Annotated in this window: 11 protein-coding genes; 3 read left to right on the top strand and 8 right to left on the bottom strand. The window is 67.9% G+C overall.

Annotation, left to right across the window (positions count from 1 at the left end; all coding sequences use genetic code 11):
* Nucleotides 1-221: 221 nt before the first annotated feature.
* The 5 genes from plsB to NR101_RS09625 all read right to left on the bottom strand — a co-directional run bounded on the left by plsB (nt 222) and on the right by NR101_RS09625 (nt 7477).
* Complete coding sequence (plsB, locus tag NR101_RS09645; protein ID WP_256777286.1) at nt 222-2924, bottom strand: glycerol-3-phosphate 1-O-acyltransferase PlsB; 2703 nt, start codon at nt 2922-2924, stop codon at nt 222-224.
* A complete protein-coding gene (locus tag NR101_RS09640) occupies nt 2924-3892 on the bottom strand; it encodes a hypothetical protein (protein ID WP_256777733.1) in 969 nt (322 codons plus the stop codon). Before NR101_RS09640 ends, plsB begins: the two co-directional genes overlap by 1 nt.
* A gap of 785 nt (nt 3893-4677) precedes the next feature.
* Nucleotides 4678-5505 (bottom strand): serine protease, encoded by an 828-nt coding sequence (locus NR101_RS09635; RefSeq protein WP_256776650.1) that lies wholly within the window; start codon nt 5503-5505, stop codon nt 4678-4680.
* 311 nt (nt 5506-5816) lie between these two features.
* A complete protein-coding gene (gene pyrF / locus NR101_RS09630) occupies nt 5817-6548 on the bottom strand; it encodes an orotidine-5'-phosphate decarboxylase (RefSeq protein ID WP_256776649.1) in 732 nt (243 codons plus the stop codon).
* Entirely contained in the window at nt 6545-7477 is a 933-nt protein-coding gene (locus NR101_RS09625) for a 5'-nucleotidase, lipoprotein e(P4) family (protein ID WP_256776648.1), read from the bottom strand. Before NR101_RS09625 ends, pyrF begins: the two co-directional genes overlap by 4 nt.
* Nucleotides 7478-7588: 111 nt before the next feature.
* Here NR101_RS09625 and NR101_RS09620 point away from each other — a divergent pair, with 111 nt between their 5' ends.
* A complete protein-coding gene (locus NR101_RS09620) occupies nt 7589-8260 on the top strand; it encodes a DUF480 domain-containing protein (RefSeq protein ID WP_256776647.1) in 672 nt (223 codons plus the stop codon).
* Nucleotides 8261-8610: 350 nt separating this feature from the next.
* On the opposite strand, the gene NR101_RS09615 is transcribed toward NR101_RS09620, so the two are convergent.
* Both NR101_RS09615 and NR101_RS09610 read right to left on the bottom strand, forming a co-directional pair.
* On the bottom strand, nt 8611-9144 hold the full coding sequence (locus NR101_RS09615) for a GNAT family N-acetyltransferase (RefSeq protein ID WP_256776646.1): 534 nt from the start codon (nt 9142-9144) through the stop codon (nt 8611-8613).
* 156 nt (nt 9145-9300) lie between these two features.
* A complete protein-coding gene (locus tag NR101_RS09610) occupies nt 9301-11277 on the bottom strand; it encodes a UvrD-helicase domain-containing protein (protein ID WP_256776645.1) in 1977 nt (658 codons plus the stop codon).
* Between the two features lie 111 nt (nt 11278-11388).
* Between NR101_RS09610 and NR101_RS09605 the strand changes: the two genes are divergently transcribed.
* Nucleotides 11389-12114: a hypothetical protein gene (locus NR101_RS09605; protein ID WP_256776644.1), complete on the top strand. Its 726-nt coding sequence runs from the start codon at nt 11389-11391 to the stop codon at nt 12112-12114.
* A 45-nt stretch (nt 12115-12159) separates the two neighbouring features.
* Nucleotides 12160-12780 (top strand): thymidine kinase, encoded by a 621-nt coding sequence (locus NR101_RS09600; protein ID WP_256776643.1) that lies wholly within the window; start codon nt 12160-12162, stop codon nt 12778-12780.
* A 195-nt stretch (nt 12781-12975) separates the two neighbouring features.
* On the opposite strand, the gene NR101_RS09595 is transcribed toward NR101_RS09600, so the two are convergent.
* A complete protein-coding gene (locus tag NR101_RS09595) occupies nt 12976-14577 on the bottom strand; it encodes a glucan biosynthesis protein D (RefSeq protein ID WP_256776642.1) in 1602 nt (533 codons plus the stop codon).
* Nucleotides 14578-14614: the final 37 nt, after the last annotated feature.

Raw genomic sequence — 14614 nt, 5'->3', positions numbered from 1 at the left:
GGCTGCCGTCCGTCCCGGCGGCATGAACCTTGGCATGCGGCTTCGGACGGTGGTCAGCGTCGGTCAGCCGGTGCACGCCGTATTGCTTCGTCTCCGGACGCTTGTGCCGCGCTTGCGCGCGGGTACCGACCAACGGTCGGTACCTACGAATTGCTGGCGAACGCAATAAGATCCGGATACGTCGGGATACGTGTGGATGCGCCTCGGCGCATCCGCGTCCGTCAATCCGTGGCGACCGGCTCTTCCGGCTTGGCCGCTTCCGGACTCACCCGTTCGATGGTGTGGCGCAGTTCGCGGCCGAGGATGAACTTGGCATCCTTGGCCCATGCATCCAGGCGCGCGTCGAACAGCAGCTTGCTGTTTTCGTCCGGCCACACCAGACGCAGTTCGCGCAGTTTCTGGATGAAGCCGCGGAACAGGGTGCGGTCGAAGAACTCCGGCGCCGCCGGTGCATACAGCAGGCTCAGGCGCTGCGCAGCCTGCTGGCACAGGCTTTCCAGTTCGGCCGCACCCAGCGTGCCCGGGCCGTTCTTCACCAGCACCGAGATGGCGATGTAATAGCGCTCGAACGCCTGCTGCAACGAGTGGCCGATCGCACGCAGGCGGAACACCTCGTCGGTCTGCCCGGTGTTGCGCGCCAGGATGCCGCCGTCATCGTCGTTGATGTTCTGCAGCAGGCCCTCGCGCACGAACACGTTGATGGTCTGTTCGATGCGCTGGGCGAACTCGTCCTCGGTCCACGGCAGGAACAGCTCGGCCTGCAGGAACGGATACACCGTGCGGCCCAGTTGGACCAGGCCGGTGCGGCTCATGCGGCGATTGTTCTGGAAGCAGCAGGCCACCCACGAGGAGGCGGTGAACAGGTGGATGACGTTGTTGCGGAAGTAGCTGAGCAGCACCGCGGTGTCGCCGCTGACACTGAGCACATCGCCCAGCGGGTGCTTGATGCGGGTGAGGACGTTGATCTCTTCGGCGTGGGCGATGATCCGCTCCGGCGAGTGCGGCGTCACCGTCACCCGGTCCGAATACGGCATCTCCACCAGCAGCGTCTTGCACAGTTCAATCTGCGCGATCAGGTCGGCCTCGCCCATCGCGTGCTTGGGCGTGGACAGCAGCGCCAGCGCCAGCAGGTTGATCGGATTGACGTCGGCAGCGCCGTTGATGTGCACCTGGATGCGCTCGGCCAGATGGTCGACCGTGCCCGACAGCCAGGACGGCTTCTCGTCCTCGCCCACCGGCTGCCCGTTCCACGCCGGCGCCTGCTGGGCCAGCACGTCGTTGAGCGCGATCGGCTCGCCGAAGTTCACCACCACCTGCCCGTAGTTCTGCTTGAGCACCTTGGGGATGGACCACAACAGCGACCAGATCGATTCCTTTTCCTTGGGCCGCCCGGACAGTTCGTCGAGGTAGCTGCCGCCTTCCATCAGCTTTTCATAGCCGATGTAGACCGGCTGGAACAGCACCGGCTTGCGCGGCTGGCGCAGGAACGCGCGCAGCGTCATCGAGATCATGCCGCCCTTGGGCTGCAGCAGGCGACCGGTACGCGAGCGACCGCCTTCGACGAAGTATTCGATCGAATAGCCACCGGCGACCAGCTGCGCCACGTACTCGCTGAGCACCGCCGAATACAGCGCGTTGCCGCGGATGGAGCGACGGATGAAGAACGCACCGCCCTTGCGCAGCAGCGTACCGACCACCGGCAGGTTGAGGTTGATGCCGGCCACGATGTGCGGCGGCACGATGCCCCGGTCGTACAGCAGGTAGGACAGCAGCAGGTAGTCCATGTGGCTGCGGTGGCTGGGCACGTAGACCACTTCGTGCCCGGGCGCGGCGGCCTTGAACTTGTCCAGGTGATGCACCAGCACGCCGGCGTAGATGCGGTTCCAGACATGGCTGAGCATGAAGCTGGCCGAGCGCACGGCGGGGCTGGAATAGTCCGCGGCGATTTCCCAGGCGTAGGCGTGCGCCTTCTTCCAGGCATCGGCCGGCTTGGAGTTGTCGCGCTTGGCCTGCGAAGCGATCGCCTCGCGCACGGTGTCCGCGTCCAGCACCTTGTCCACCAGCAGGCGGCGGGTGGACAGGTCCGGGCCGATCACCGACTCGCGGATGCGGCGGAAGTGGGTACGCAGCACGCGCTGCAGCTTGCGCACGGTACGTTCGGGGTCCAGCCCCTCGTTGATCGTGCTGCGCAGCGAGATCGGCGGGGCAAACCGCACGATGGTGCTGCGGCCATTGAGCAGGACGGCCAGCAGGCGACGGAAACGGCCCACCAACGCCCAGTTTTCCGAGAACAGCACCGCGAACCAGCCGCTCTGCTTGTCCGGGGCACGGCCGACGAAGATCGACACCGGCACCAGGTGGACGTCCAGCTCATCGCGCGCGCGGTGGGCCTGGAGCACCTTGGCCAGCGAATCGGAATGGGTCTTGGCGCCCCGCTGCTCGGGAATCAGCGAGTTGCTGCTGCTCCGGCGCGACAGCGCCACATAGGCGCGCTTGCGCCCGGTCGGATCGCCGGCGATGGGCACCAGTGGCGAAGGCAGGCCGGCCTCGCGGCAGGCCTTGTCCAGGATCAGCGCGTTGGACAGACCGTAGTCCTCCAGCACGTACACCACCGGGCGACCGTCGTTGTACTGGCCGGGGTGCTCGGGTTCGATCTTCAACGCCAGCCACGGCTCGACCAGGCGGCCGAGCAGGCGCGCCCACCACGGGCGGCGGCCCACCGGGGCGCGGCTGCCGGGGACGATGGCCGACGGCGCAACGTCGACCGGCTCAGCGCCGACAGGCGCCTCAGGCGGTACCTGGCCGGCATCGGCCGGGGCGCCGGTGGCGGCCACGGGAACGGACGACGGGGACGAAGCGTCCGGCGTCTTGGGCGGCTCTTCGCCGGGGAAAGGCAGGGGATTCTGGTTCGGCATCGGCTTCATTATGGCTTAGCCGATGCGGAAGCACCGTCCTTGACCGTCGCGGCCGCCTCTGTTTCGGCGGCCTGGCGGGCGTCATGTTCAGCTTGTGCGGCCTGTGCGGCCTGCAGCAGCGCATCGGCCTCTTCCAGCGTGCGGGACACGTACCAGTGTCCATCGCGACGGGTCATGCGCACCTGGGCCTCGATCTGTTCGCCGGCCAACGGGTACTGCACCCGCACCACAGCATCGTTGCCCAGCGCGGACACCACCTCCCCGCGCAGCCCCGTGAGCGCACCGTCCAGCGAGAGTCCATAGCTGGCCAGCGCGGTCTTGAAGGCCTTGAAGAACGGGCCCAGCCGTCGCAGCGATTCCTCCATGCCGGCCGTCTGCAGCTGCGCGTCGGTGGACAACCCGGTAGTGCGCGCGGTGGCGGTAAGCAGGGTGATGGTGGTGCGGGCACGCTGCTTGTCGGTCAGCGGTGCCGCCGCCGCCCAACGGCTGAGCACGTCGACCACCTGGCTGTAATGGGCGCGCTGGGCATCGGTGTAATCGGTCTGGTTGCGCAGGTACTGCACGCCGAACAGCCCCATCGAGTGCGCGGCCTGGCGCACGCCGGTGGCCTGGCCGGCAATCTGGGTGTCGAACGAACGCTGCAACCGCTGCGGGGCGTCCGGCTCGGACAGCGCGGCGAGCATCGGCAACAGTTGACCCTCCAGCGGCAGCTCGGTCAGTGGCCAGCGGCTGTGGCCCTGCGCCCAGGCCGACTGCAGGCGCTCGTACTGGGCCGGCGGTACCGACGCGCGCGCATAGCCGATCAGGTCGTTGTCGGCGACCTGCCGGGCCAACTGCTGCAGCGCGGCCACCGGCTCTGCCGCCGGTGCGTCCGGATCGATCCGATCGCCCTTGCAGGCACTGAGCAGCACCAATCCACACAGGGCCAGCGCCAGCGCATGCCCCCGGTACTGCCACGACTTGGACGACATGGACATGAATTCGGACTCCCCGGGCCGGTCCGCATCTTGCGGCCTGCGCGCCCGCAGCGGCAAGCCACGCCCTGCCCGGATGCAATCAGGCAGACGCAACCTATTGAAGCAGATGATTATTTCAATACGGGTGGTTCGTCTGGTGCAAGAAAGGATCTTCGCCCCTGGGCGGGGCAAGCAGAAGCGTGCTTTGACCGCTTCCAGGAGCGGCGGTCGATGGGTCGGGCGCTGGGCGCCCATGCCCTTTCCGGCGAATGTCCTCCGGCGTCGGCCTGCGGCCGCCCCCTCCCCCTTTATTTCGCCTCCAAGGGCATGGGCGCCCAGCGCCCGACCCACCGACCAGCGACGGAAAAGCCTGGCTTCCACCTCCGCACCGCAAGCCGAGCCCCGTAGCGGCCGGTAGGTTCCTGGGCAAAATCAAGGAGGAGGCCGCCACGCGGCTGGGGGACATTTGCGCCAGGGACCTACCGGCCGCTACGGGCCCTCCCGCTCGCGGTAGCCCAGAACGAAGACACCAACCGATCCGACGTCGCCGGGGCACTGTCCGTCCATGCGCGTAGCGTCGTGCTCACTCTGCGACGGCGCTTGCAGCAATTCGCTCGGCTCAGATGGGAAAAGAACAAAAAAAAGAGGCCACGCCGGTATCGGCAGGGACCTCTTCAAACCGGCGCAAACCGGAGGACAATGGTGTGGCACATTTCCGGCAAGCCGGATGGCGGCGATCCTACGCCGCCATCCGAGTTAAGGCAACACTTCATCATAATCGACGTAAGTGGCTGTTTTTATTGTCTTCAGTCACGTGTCCAGGTGGCGGTGATGAAATCGCGGATATAGCCTGCCGACAGCCGCGCATACACCCCGGGGTAGCCGGCCTGGGCACACCCCTGGCCCCAGCTGACCACCCCCAGCACCGTCCATTGCTTGCGCCGCTGCACCAGCAATGGACCACCGGAGTCGCCCTGGCAGCTGTCGATACCCTCCTTGCCAGCGCAGATCACCGCGCCGGGCTCCAGGCTGCGGTAGGCCTGTTGGCAGGTCTTGAAGGGCACGAACGGGGTCTGCACCGTCTGCAGCACGGTGGGCGCGCCCTCCGGGCCCTCCAGCCCGGTGTCGCCCCACCCGATCACGCTGAAGTCGCGACCGGTTTTGAGGTAGCCGGCGTCGCTGCCCTCCAGCAGCGTGGCTGGCACCGCCCCGTCTATCGGCTTGCGCAACTGGATGAGCGCCACGTCATTGACCAGGGTGGTGGCGTTGAAGGCCGGGTGCACGTGGATCGCACGGATGTTGGACGTGCGTTTGCGCACGGTGGTGTCCAGCACGGTGGCCCCGGCGAGCGCGGCATAGCCGGCTGGCTTGGCGCCCTGCACGCAATGGGCGGCGGTGAGCACCCAGGAAGGCGAGATCAGCGTAGCGCCGCACCAGTGGCGGCTATGGTCCGAATCGCCGAAGTCCAGCCGTTGCAGGCTGACCATGAAGGGATACTGGCCAGGGGACGCATCCTCCCCGCCGATGATCACTGGCCGCAAGAGCTCGCCGTTGGGCGGCGCGGGAGCCGCCTGCGCGGCCAGGGAGAGTCCGAGGACACCGGCCGCCAGGGCCAGTCGGGTAAACACATGCATGCAGCACCTCCATTGCAAGGATGGGATCGCGCCGGTCAACGTCGTGCCGGCAGGATGGATTCCATCGCAGAAGGGGCGGGGCGAACTGCGGCGCGCGGCGCTGTTGGCGGGCGACGCGGGGTTTCCCGAGGCAGAAGCGCGGCGATTGCGACGGGCGCCGCTCACGTTTTCAGGTCATGCCGACGTCGAGCGCTGGGCCACTGTCGGCCGTCGACTGGGGCGTGACCCTATCCACCCCTACGTTCTTCGCTCGATTGGTAATGGGCTGCCGGTCACGCCGCACGCCGATCCGGCGTGCGGCGGAGGGTGCTTCAGGCTTGGCGCGCGCGCCAGGCGGTGGCGATTTCCTGCTGGATCGCCTCGGCGGCGGCGCGCGGATCGTTTGCCAGGCGTATCGGCCGCCCGACCACGATCGCATCGGCGCCGTCGGCGAAGGCCTGGGCCACGCCCACGGTGCGCTTCTGGTCATCGCCGCCCGGGCCATCGGGGCGGATGCCCGGGCACACGATCGAGAAACCGGCGCCGGTGGCGGCGCGGATCGGCCCCGCTTCCTGGCCGGAGGCGATCACCCCGTCGATGCCGGCAGCCTGTGCGGCCAGCGCGCGCTCGACCACGACCTCGACCGGTTCACGGTCGATGCCCATCTGGGCCAGGTCGCTACGGCCCATCGAGGTCAGCACGGTCACCGCCAGCAGGCGCATCTCGCTGCCGTTGGCGGCGGCGCACGCCTCCATCATGGCCGGATGCCAGCCGTGGATGGTGGCGTAGCTGACCGGCCACTGCGACAGGCGCTTGATCACCGCCGCGGCGGTGGCCGGGATGTCGAAGAACTTCAGGTCGACGAACACCCGCTTGTTGCGCGCGGCCAGGGTTTCCAGCACGTCGAAGTACTCGCCCGAGGCGAGCAGCTCCATGCCGATCTTGTAGAACCCGACCGCATCCCCCAGCCGGTCCACCCATGCCAGCGCCTCGTCGCGGCCCGGCACGTCGAGCGCGAAGATCAGGCGCTCCTCGTCACGCAGCGGCAGCGGGGCGCGGCTCACGGCGCGTAATCCAGCGCGGCGCGCTTGGCGTCGTGGCGGGCCTGGCGCGACTGCGAGTAATCGTTGTTGAACTGCGCCGGCTCGAAGCCGCCGTAGGTCGGGTTGGGCAGCATCCACCAGCGCTCGCCAAACCAGTCGTGGTACTGCTGCAGCAGCACATCGCGCCCTTCATTGGTGTTGGCGGTAACTTCGACGAAGTCGCCCAGTTGGTCGCCGAACTGCATCAGCACGCGGTATTGCTGGCCGGCCAGGCGGCGGCGGCAGTTCTTCTCGCTGCCGGCCTGCTCGCAGTCCTTCACCACCGTGCCCAGGCCGAGGAACACGCTGTCATCGGCGACCGGCAGGCCTTCGGCACGCAGGTTGGCCAGGGTGGCCTCCTTGAGGTGCACGGCGCGGTTGGAGATGTACAGCAGGGTCACGCCCTTGGCATTGGCGGCCTTGGCGAAATCGACCACGCCGGGAATCGCCTTGGCCTTCTTCTCGGCCACCCACTGGTCCCAGCTGAGTTCGTCGTATTCCTTGCCATCGCGCACCAGGCGCGCCTGGTAGGGCGAGTTGTCCAGCACGGTCTCGTCCACGTCCAGCACCACGGCCGGCTTGAGGCCCTTGGCGGCGTTGCCGCGTTCCTCCGGTACCAGCGCATCCCAGTTGGCTTCCTTCAGCGCCTTGTCCAGGTGGTCGGCGGCGGCACGGTAGGTCTGCTCGGTGATCGCCCGGTATTCCTGCGCGCGCTGCATCCACAGCACGGCGTTGAGGTTGTCGTTGGCGGCGACGGCGGCATCGCCGGCGGCGGCCGGGGCGCTGGCGGGCGCGCTCGCGCTGGCGGCCGGCGGGGCAGCTTCGGCCGGGGCTTCGGTGCGCTTGCAGGCACTGAGCGCCATCACGGCGCAGGCAAGCACGGACAGGGAAACAGCAGCAGTACGACGCATCGGGGTCACCAGCAACAAAGTCGCGCCAGTTTACCGGCTTGTCCGGCGGCAATCATGTGCGGTGCGGGCCTCGGCTATGCTGCACGCCCCTGAAACACCGCCGAGCGCCCCATGACCGATGACCCCCAGACCTCCGCCCTGCCCGTGCTGAGCGCGGCCCAGGCCCGCGCCCTGGGCTGCCTGATCGAGAAGGAGGCGACCACGCCGGACGCCTACCCGCTGACGGTCAACGCCGCCCAGGTGGCCGCCAACCAGAAGACCGCACGCGAGCCGGTGATGGCCTTGTCGGCCGGCGATGTGCACCACGCGCTGCGCCAGCTGGAAACGCTCGGCCTGGCGCGCCAGCAGTTCTCCTCGCGCGCCGAGCGATACGAGCATCGCGCCGGTGCCGCGCTGGACCTGACCCGCCAGCAGTTGGCGATCGTGGGCCTGTTGCTGCTGCGCGGCCCGCAGACGGTGAACGAGCTGCTGACCCGCAGCGAGCGCCTGTTCGCGTTCCAGGATGCCGAGGAACTGCGCCACCACATCGAACGCATGATCCAGCGCGGCCTGGCCGTGCTGTTGCCGCGCGCCAGCGGCCAACGCGAAGACCGCTACATGCACCTTCTCGGTGGACCGGTGGATGGGCAGGCGCTGGCCGAGCAGTACAAGTCGGCAGCGTCCAGCGGCGGCAGTGCCGTCGCGGGCAACCCGGCGCTGGAAGCGCGCGTGCAACAGCTGGAAGCCACCGTGGCCGAACTGCAGGAACAGCTGGCCGACCTGCGCGCGCAGTTGGGGGGGTAAAAGGCAGCCGAGCATGGCTCGGCTCTACCCATGGCCGACCGATGGTAGCGCCGAGCCATGCTCGGCTGCGCGGTAACAGGCACCGCGACCCTGCCGATGGTAGAGCCGAGCCATGCTCGGCTGCGCGATAACAGGTACCGCGACCCTGCCGATGGTAGAGCCGAGCCATGCTCGGCTGCGCGGTAACAGGCACCGCGACCCTGCCGATGGTAGAGCCGAGCCATGCTCGGCTACGCGGCAACAGGCACCGCAGCCCTGCCAATGGTAGAGCCGAGCCATGCTCGGCTGCGCGGTAACAGGCACCGCGACCCTGCCGATGGTAGAGCCGAGCCATGCTCGGCTGCGCGGTATCAAGGGGCAGGCGCACCCGGCGTGGCGAACAGCAGCACGACGTCCCCGCCGTGCGGCGGCGGCAACAGCAGGTCACCGCGGTCTTCCATGCCCAGCTTGCGCAGCAACGCGGCCGAGCGCAGGTTGTCCGGCGAGACGATGCCGTACAGGTCGGCATGACCCAGCACATCGCGTGCGTAGTGCATCACCCCGCGCGCGGCTTCGAACGCGTAGCCGTTGCCTTCGTACTCGGACAGCAACGCGTAGCCGATGTCCGGCGCCGGCAGTCCATCGCGGCGCACCAACCCGGCATTGCCCAGCCAGGCCCCGTCGCTGCGACGGATAATCGCGTACATGCCAAACCCATTGAGCGTGTAGCTGCCGAGCACACGCTCGGCGGTGTAGTCGCGCGCCTGGGCCAGGGTGCGCACACCACGGTCGGCGATGTTGCGGATGAAGCCCGGCGCGTTGAGCAGGGCCAGCATGTCGGCCGCATCGTGGTCGGGATCGATCAGGCGCAGGTGCAGGCGGTCGGTCTGGATCAGGGCGGACATGCGGATCACTGCAGAGGACGATGCCCCGATTGTGCAGTGCGCGCCGCGAACACGGTAGAGCCGACCGTTGGTCGGCTGCTCTTCGACCGGACATAGTGCAGTCGACGCGCCTCGGGAACGGCAGCCGACCAACGGTCGGCTCTACCGTGTGGTGGGTCAGTCGAACAATGCCTGGATCGCGGCCAACCCCGCACTCGCGCGCTCTTTCTTGCGCGCCGCGTCGGCGACGGGATCGGCGCCGTCGCGCTGCATTTCCTCGGCCGGGATCTCGTCGAAGAAACGACTGGGCTTGAGCCGCACGTGCTCGCCGAACTTGCGGGTGAGCTTGCTGTAACTCATCCACAGCTGCACCTTGGCGCGGGTGATGCCCACGTACAGCAGGCGGCGTTCTTCCTGCAGGTTGCCTTCATCCAGGCTGACCTGGTGCGGCAGCACGCCGTCCTCACAGCCGATGATGAACACGTAGGGGAATTCCAGGCCCTTGGAGGCGTGCATGGTCATCATCCGCACCTGGTTGCCGCCATCGTCCTTGTCGTTGCGCGACAGCAACGCCAGCTGCGCGGCCAGGTCGGCGGTGGTGGCGCCGCGTGGGCCGCCTTCAAACCACTGCGCCAGTTCTTCCAGGTTGCCCAGGCGACGCTGGTAGACCGACTCTTCCTTGCATGCGCTGCGCAGCTCGGAGACCAGCCCCGATTCCTTCACCAGCTTGCGCACCAGGTCGCCGGAACTGAGCTTGGGCATCTCCGCGCGCAGGTCGCGCAGGATGTCGGTGAAGCGGCTCAGTCCATTGGCCGCACGTGGCGGCAGCTGCGACAACGCACCGATCGCTTCGGCGGCATGCGCCATCGGCAGCTCTTTTTCAGACGCCAGCTCGGCCAGCTTGGCCAGCGTGCCGGCGCCGACTTCGCGCTTGGGCGACTGGACCGCACGCATGAACGCCGTATCGTCGTCGGGATTCACCAGCAGGCGCAGCCAGGACAGCGTGTCCTTGACTTCCTGGCGTTCCAGGAACGCGGTGCCGCCGGTGATGTGGTACGGCGCGCGCACCAGCTGCAGGGCCTTTTCCAGCGGCCGCGACTGGAAATTGCCGCGGAACAGGATGCAGAAATCGCTCCACGGGATCTTCTTGGAGGTGGCCAGGAACGAGATCTCCGCCGCCACCTTTTCTGCCTCGTGTTCGCTGTTTCGGCATTCCCACACGCGGATGCGCTCGCCGTCGGCCTGGTCGCTCCACAGCTTCTTCAGGTGTTCGTGCGGGTTGTTGGCGATCAGCGCATTGGCCGCGCGCAGCACACGGTTGGAGCAGCGGTAGTTCTGCTCCAGCTTGATGATTTCAAGCGCCGGGTAATCGCGCGCCATCTGCTGCAGGTTTTCCGGGTTGGCGCCACGCCAGGCGTAGATCGACTGATCGTCGTCGCCCACGCAGGTGAAGTTGCCCTTGCTGCCGGCCAGCTGCTTGAGCAGCCGGTACTGCGCATCGTTGGTGTCCTGGCATTCGTCGACCAACAGGTAGCCGATGCGCTCGCGCCAGGCGACCGCGATCTCCGGGTTTTCTTCCAGCACCTGCACGGGCAGGCGGATCAGGTCGTCGAAGTCGACCGCGTTGAAGGCGGTCAGGCGCAGCTGGTAGCGCTCGTAGACGCTGGCCGCTTCCTTCTCACGGTTGCTGCGCGCCGCGGCCATCGCCTGCTCTGGCGAGAGGCCGGCATTCTTGGCCCGCGAGATCAGGTTTTTCACGTCCTCGATGTCGTCCGGCTTGGCGCCGTACATCAGGTCCTTGACCTGCGAGGTGGCATCGTCCGCATCGAAAATCGAGAAGCCGCGCTTGAGCCCCACCGCCGCGTGTTCGATCTGCAGGAACTTCAGCCCGAGGGCATGGAAGGTGCAGATGGTGACGTCCTCGGCATCCCCGCCGTGCAGCCGCTTGGCTACGCGCTCGCGCATTTCCTTGGCGGACTTGTTGGTGAAGGTGATCGCCGCGATCCGCCGCGCCGGGTAGCGCTTGGTGGCGATCAACTGGGCGATTTTCTCCACGATCACGCGCGTCTTGCCGCTGCCGGCGCCCGCGAGCACCAGCAGGGGACCTTCGCAGTGCAGCACTGCCGCGCGTTGGGGGGGGTTGAGACCGTGCATGCCATCTCCGTGGGAGGGGCATTGTACCGGGCCGCCCGGGTAGCCGATCCGGTTGACGCCGACCCGGGCAGCGGGTATTGAGGACGTGTGTCGAGCGCAGGGAGGTGGCACGTGATCGGGCGTCTTACGGATCGACGATTGTGGGTGGCGGTGGTCGCGGCCATGGCCGTCTCGCCGGTGCTGGCACAGCCCCAGGTGGCCGACCTGCGCGCGCGGGAAGTACTGGGCAGTCCGGCCTTCCTGGCCAACCACCCGGACATGCGCTACCGCCAACTGGGTCACCAGGCACAGGTGGAGGGGCGCATGAGCGAGGCGCGCAGCCACTTCCAGGCCGCTGCGCGATACGCCGACAAACTCTCGCAGGCGGCCTTGGCCGAAATGTGGTGGACCGGCCAGGGCGGCGCGCTCGACCGGGGCATTGGGTATGCGTGGATGGATCTGGCCGCCGAACGCGGCACGCCGTTCCTGCTGGCCCAGCGCGAGCGCTACTGGGCTGCGCTGGATCCGGCCGAACGCCAGCGTGCGGTCAGTGAGGGGCGGACGCTGTATGCCGAGTTCGGCGACCCCGCCGCCCAGCCGCGCCTGGAGCGCGAGCTGCGCAGCGGGCTGCGCACGGTGACCGGCAGCCGCACCGGCGCCGTGACGGCCAAGATGGACATGTTCGTCCGCGACAAGCGTGGCGCGCGCGTGGTGGACCCGGACACGTTCTACCAGGACGCGTACTGGCAACCGACGCGGTACTGGCAATGGAAGGCGGAGGAACTGGCCCAGGCCGGGCGTCGCAACGGCACGGTCGATGTCGGTGCGCCCAAGACCGTGCCCGGCCCGGCCGACTGATCGGCCGGCAGCCTGTCCAGGCCACGGAGCGGATAAAATCCCGGCATGGCCAAGCTCTATTTCTATTATTCGGCGATGAACGCCGGCAAGACCACGACCCTGCTGCAGTCGGCGCACAACTACCACGAGCGGGGCATGCGCGTGGCCATCCTGACCCCCCGCCTGGACGACCGTGCCGGCCGTGGCGTGGTGGCCTCGCGGATCGGGCTGAAGGCCGATGGCGTGGCCTTCGACCGCGACACCGACCTGCAGAGGCTCATCGCCCAGGACCTGGAGGCCCACGGCAAGCTCGGCTGCGTGCTGGTGGATGAAGCCCAGTTCCTGACCCGCAGCCAGGTCTGGCAACTCAGTGAGGTGGTCGACCAGCTGCGCATTCCGGTGCTGTGCTACGGGCTGCGCACCGACTTCCGCGGCGAGCTGTTCGAAGGCAGCCAGTACCTGCTGGCCTGGGCCGACGAGATGCAGGAGATCAAGACCATCTGCCACAGCGGCAAGAAGGCCACCATGACCGTGCGGGTGGACGAGCACGGCCACGCCGTGCAGGACGGCCCGCAGGTGGAGATCGGCGGCAATGAGCGCTATGTGTCGGTCAGCCGGGCCGAGTTCAAGAAGATCACCCGCGGTGAAGGAAAAATCGACCCGGCGCAGGCCAAGCTGCCGATCTGATCGTCACCCGGCCGGTAGCGCCGAGCCATGCTCGGCGTGCCACGCAGCGCGTGGCGGATCGTCACCCGGCGGTAGCGCCGCGCCATGCTCGGCGTGCCACGCAGCGCGTGGCGGTGATTGCTGCGCCGAGAGCAGCCGAGCATGGCTCGGCTCTACCCTCCCTCCCATGGAGCGGCGTGCGGTGCCGGGGGCCGATCAATACAACGTGCGTTCCGGCGCGCCCTTCGGCGGCGGGCTGTACTGGTACAGCCAGGTTTCGGTCAGGGTCTTGCCGCCGCTGCGCAGGTACAGGCGGATGTCGATCTGGTCGGTGGAATCGTCCGGCGGGACCAGGTCGAACATGGCGCGGTAGCCCTTGATCTCGCGCAGCGGACGCGCCGAGACGATCTCCACGCGGCCACGGCTGGCCTGGACCATCGCTTCGACCTCGCCCTTGTCGATCAGCGCGGCCAGTTCGCCACCTTCGAAATCGACCGCGAAGCGCCACGAGAAGTACGCGCGCTTCTTGCCGATCACCCCGCCCAGGCCGGTGCGGCTGGCAACGCAGTGGGCCAGCGGCGGGCGCGCGGGCGGTTCGGCGCCCCAGTACAGGCGGTAGCCGAGCAGCAACTCCTGGCCGGGCTGCGGTTTGGCCTCGGGATTCCAGAACGCCACGATGTTGTCGAAGGTTTCATCGACGGTGGGGATCTCGACCAGCTGCACCGAGCCCTTGCCCCACTGCCCCTTCGGCTCCACCCACAGGCACGGGCGCTTCTCGTAGAAGACGCCGTCGTCCTGGTAATGGTCGAAGTTGCGGTCACGCTGGAGCAGACCGAAGCCGCGCGGGTTGTTGTCCACGAACATGTTGAAGCGCAGGTTGTGCGGGTTGCACAGCGGACGCCAGATCCACTCGCCGCCGCCGGTCCACATCGACAGGCCGTCGGTATCGTGGATTTCCGGGCGCCAGTCCCAGTCCATGCGGCGATCGTTCTCGCCGACCTGGTACATGCTGGTGCACGGGGCGATGCCGAGCCGCTCGATCGCCTTGCGCGGGTACAGCGCGCAGTCGATGTCCATCAGCAGCACATCGCCGTTGGTGATCGCGAAGCGGTAGGCGCCGGCCACGCTGGGCGAATCCAGCAGCGCATACACCACCAGGGTGTTGGAGTCTGCCGCCGGCTGTTCCAGGTAGTAGGCGATGAAGTCCGGGAATTCCTCCGGCTTGCCCATCCCGGTGTCGATCGCCAGGCCACGTGCGGACTGGCCGTACTGGCCTTCCTTGCCGACCGCACGGAAGTAGCTGGCGCCCAGGAACGCGGCGAAGTCGCGGTCGGTGTCCTGGCGGGTGTTGAGGCGGAAGCCGGCAAAGCCGAGGTCGGCCGGCAGGTGGCTGCCCGTCAATCCGCTCTTGCCGTAATTGAACGCCGCCGGATCGTAGGCCAGCTCCTGCGCGGTGCCATCGACCACGTCATACATGCGCACCGGCGAATGGAAGTACAGGCCCAGGTGGAAGAACTTGGCCTGGTACTTGCCGGGCTTGTCGGCCCACAAGGCGTGGTCCTGGCGATAGCTGATCGACTGGTACTGGTCCCAGTCCAGCGCTTCCAGCGGCCCGGGCAGGGTGCGCTTGTGGCTCTGGTAGGCGGCCTGCGACAGCGCGCGCGCCTGGCCCTTGAGGGTGGCGAAATCGAACGGCTGCGGCTGGCCGAGCCGGCGCAGCCCGAGCTGGTTGCCCTGTGCGGCACAGGCCGGCAACGCGGGGAAGCCGATCGCGGCCAGGGCCAGGGAGGCATTGCGGATGAAGTCGCGACGTTGCATGCAGGCAGCGCTGGCAGGAAAGGGCCGGCCATCATAG

The sequence above is a fragment of the Stenotrophomonas sp. Ste86 genome (assembly GCF_024519465.1).
Taxonomy (GTDB): Bacteria; Pseudomonadota; Gammaproteobacteria; order Xanthomonadales; family Xanthomonadaceae; genus Stenotrophomonas.
The sequence above is the reverse complement of the archived record's forward strand: the minus strand, read 5'-3'. Positions and strand labels throughout refer to the sequence as shown.

Coding starts and splice junctions, on each gene's coding strand:
- NR101_RS09635 (WP_256776650.1), bottom strand. CDS start 5,505: ATGCATGTGTTTACCCGACTGGCCCTGGCGGCCGGTGTCCTCGGACTC.
- NR101_RS09640 (WP_256777733.1), bottom strand. CDS start 3,892: ATGTCCATGTCGTCCAAGTCGTGGCAGTACCGGGGGCATGCGCTGGCG.
- plsB (WP_256777286.1), bottom strand. CDS start 2,924: ATGAAGCCGATGCCGAACCAGAATCCCCTGCCTTTCCCCGGCGAAGAG.
- NR101_RS09620 (WP_256776647.1), top strand. CDS start 7,589: ATGACCGATGACCCCCAGACCTCCGCCCTGCCCGTGCTGAGCGCGGCC.
- NR101_RS09615 (WP_256776646.1), bottom strand. CDS start 9,144: ATGTCCGCCCTGATCCAGACCGACCGCCTGCACCTGCGCCTGATCGAT.
- NR101_RS09610 (WP_256776645.1), bottom strand. CDS start 11,277: ATGCACGGTCTCAACCCCCCCCAACGCGCGGCAGTGCTGCACTGCGAA.
- NR101_RS09625 (WP_256776648.1), bottom strand. CDS start 7,477: ATGCGTCGTACTGCTGCTGTTTCCCTGTCCGTGCTTGCCTGCGCCGTG.
- NR101_RS09600 (WP_256776643.1), top strand. CDS start 12,160: ATGGCCAAGCTCTATTTCTATTATTCGGCGATGAACGCCGGCAAGACC.
- NR101_RS09595 (WP_256776642.1), bottom strand. CDS start 14,577: ATGCAACGTCGCGACTTCATCCGCAATGCCTCCCTGGCCCTGGCCGCG.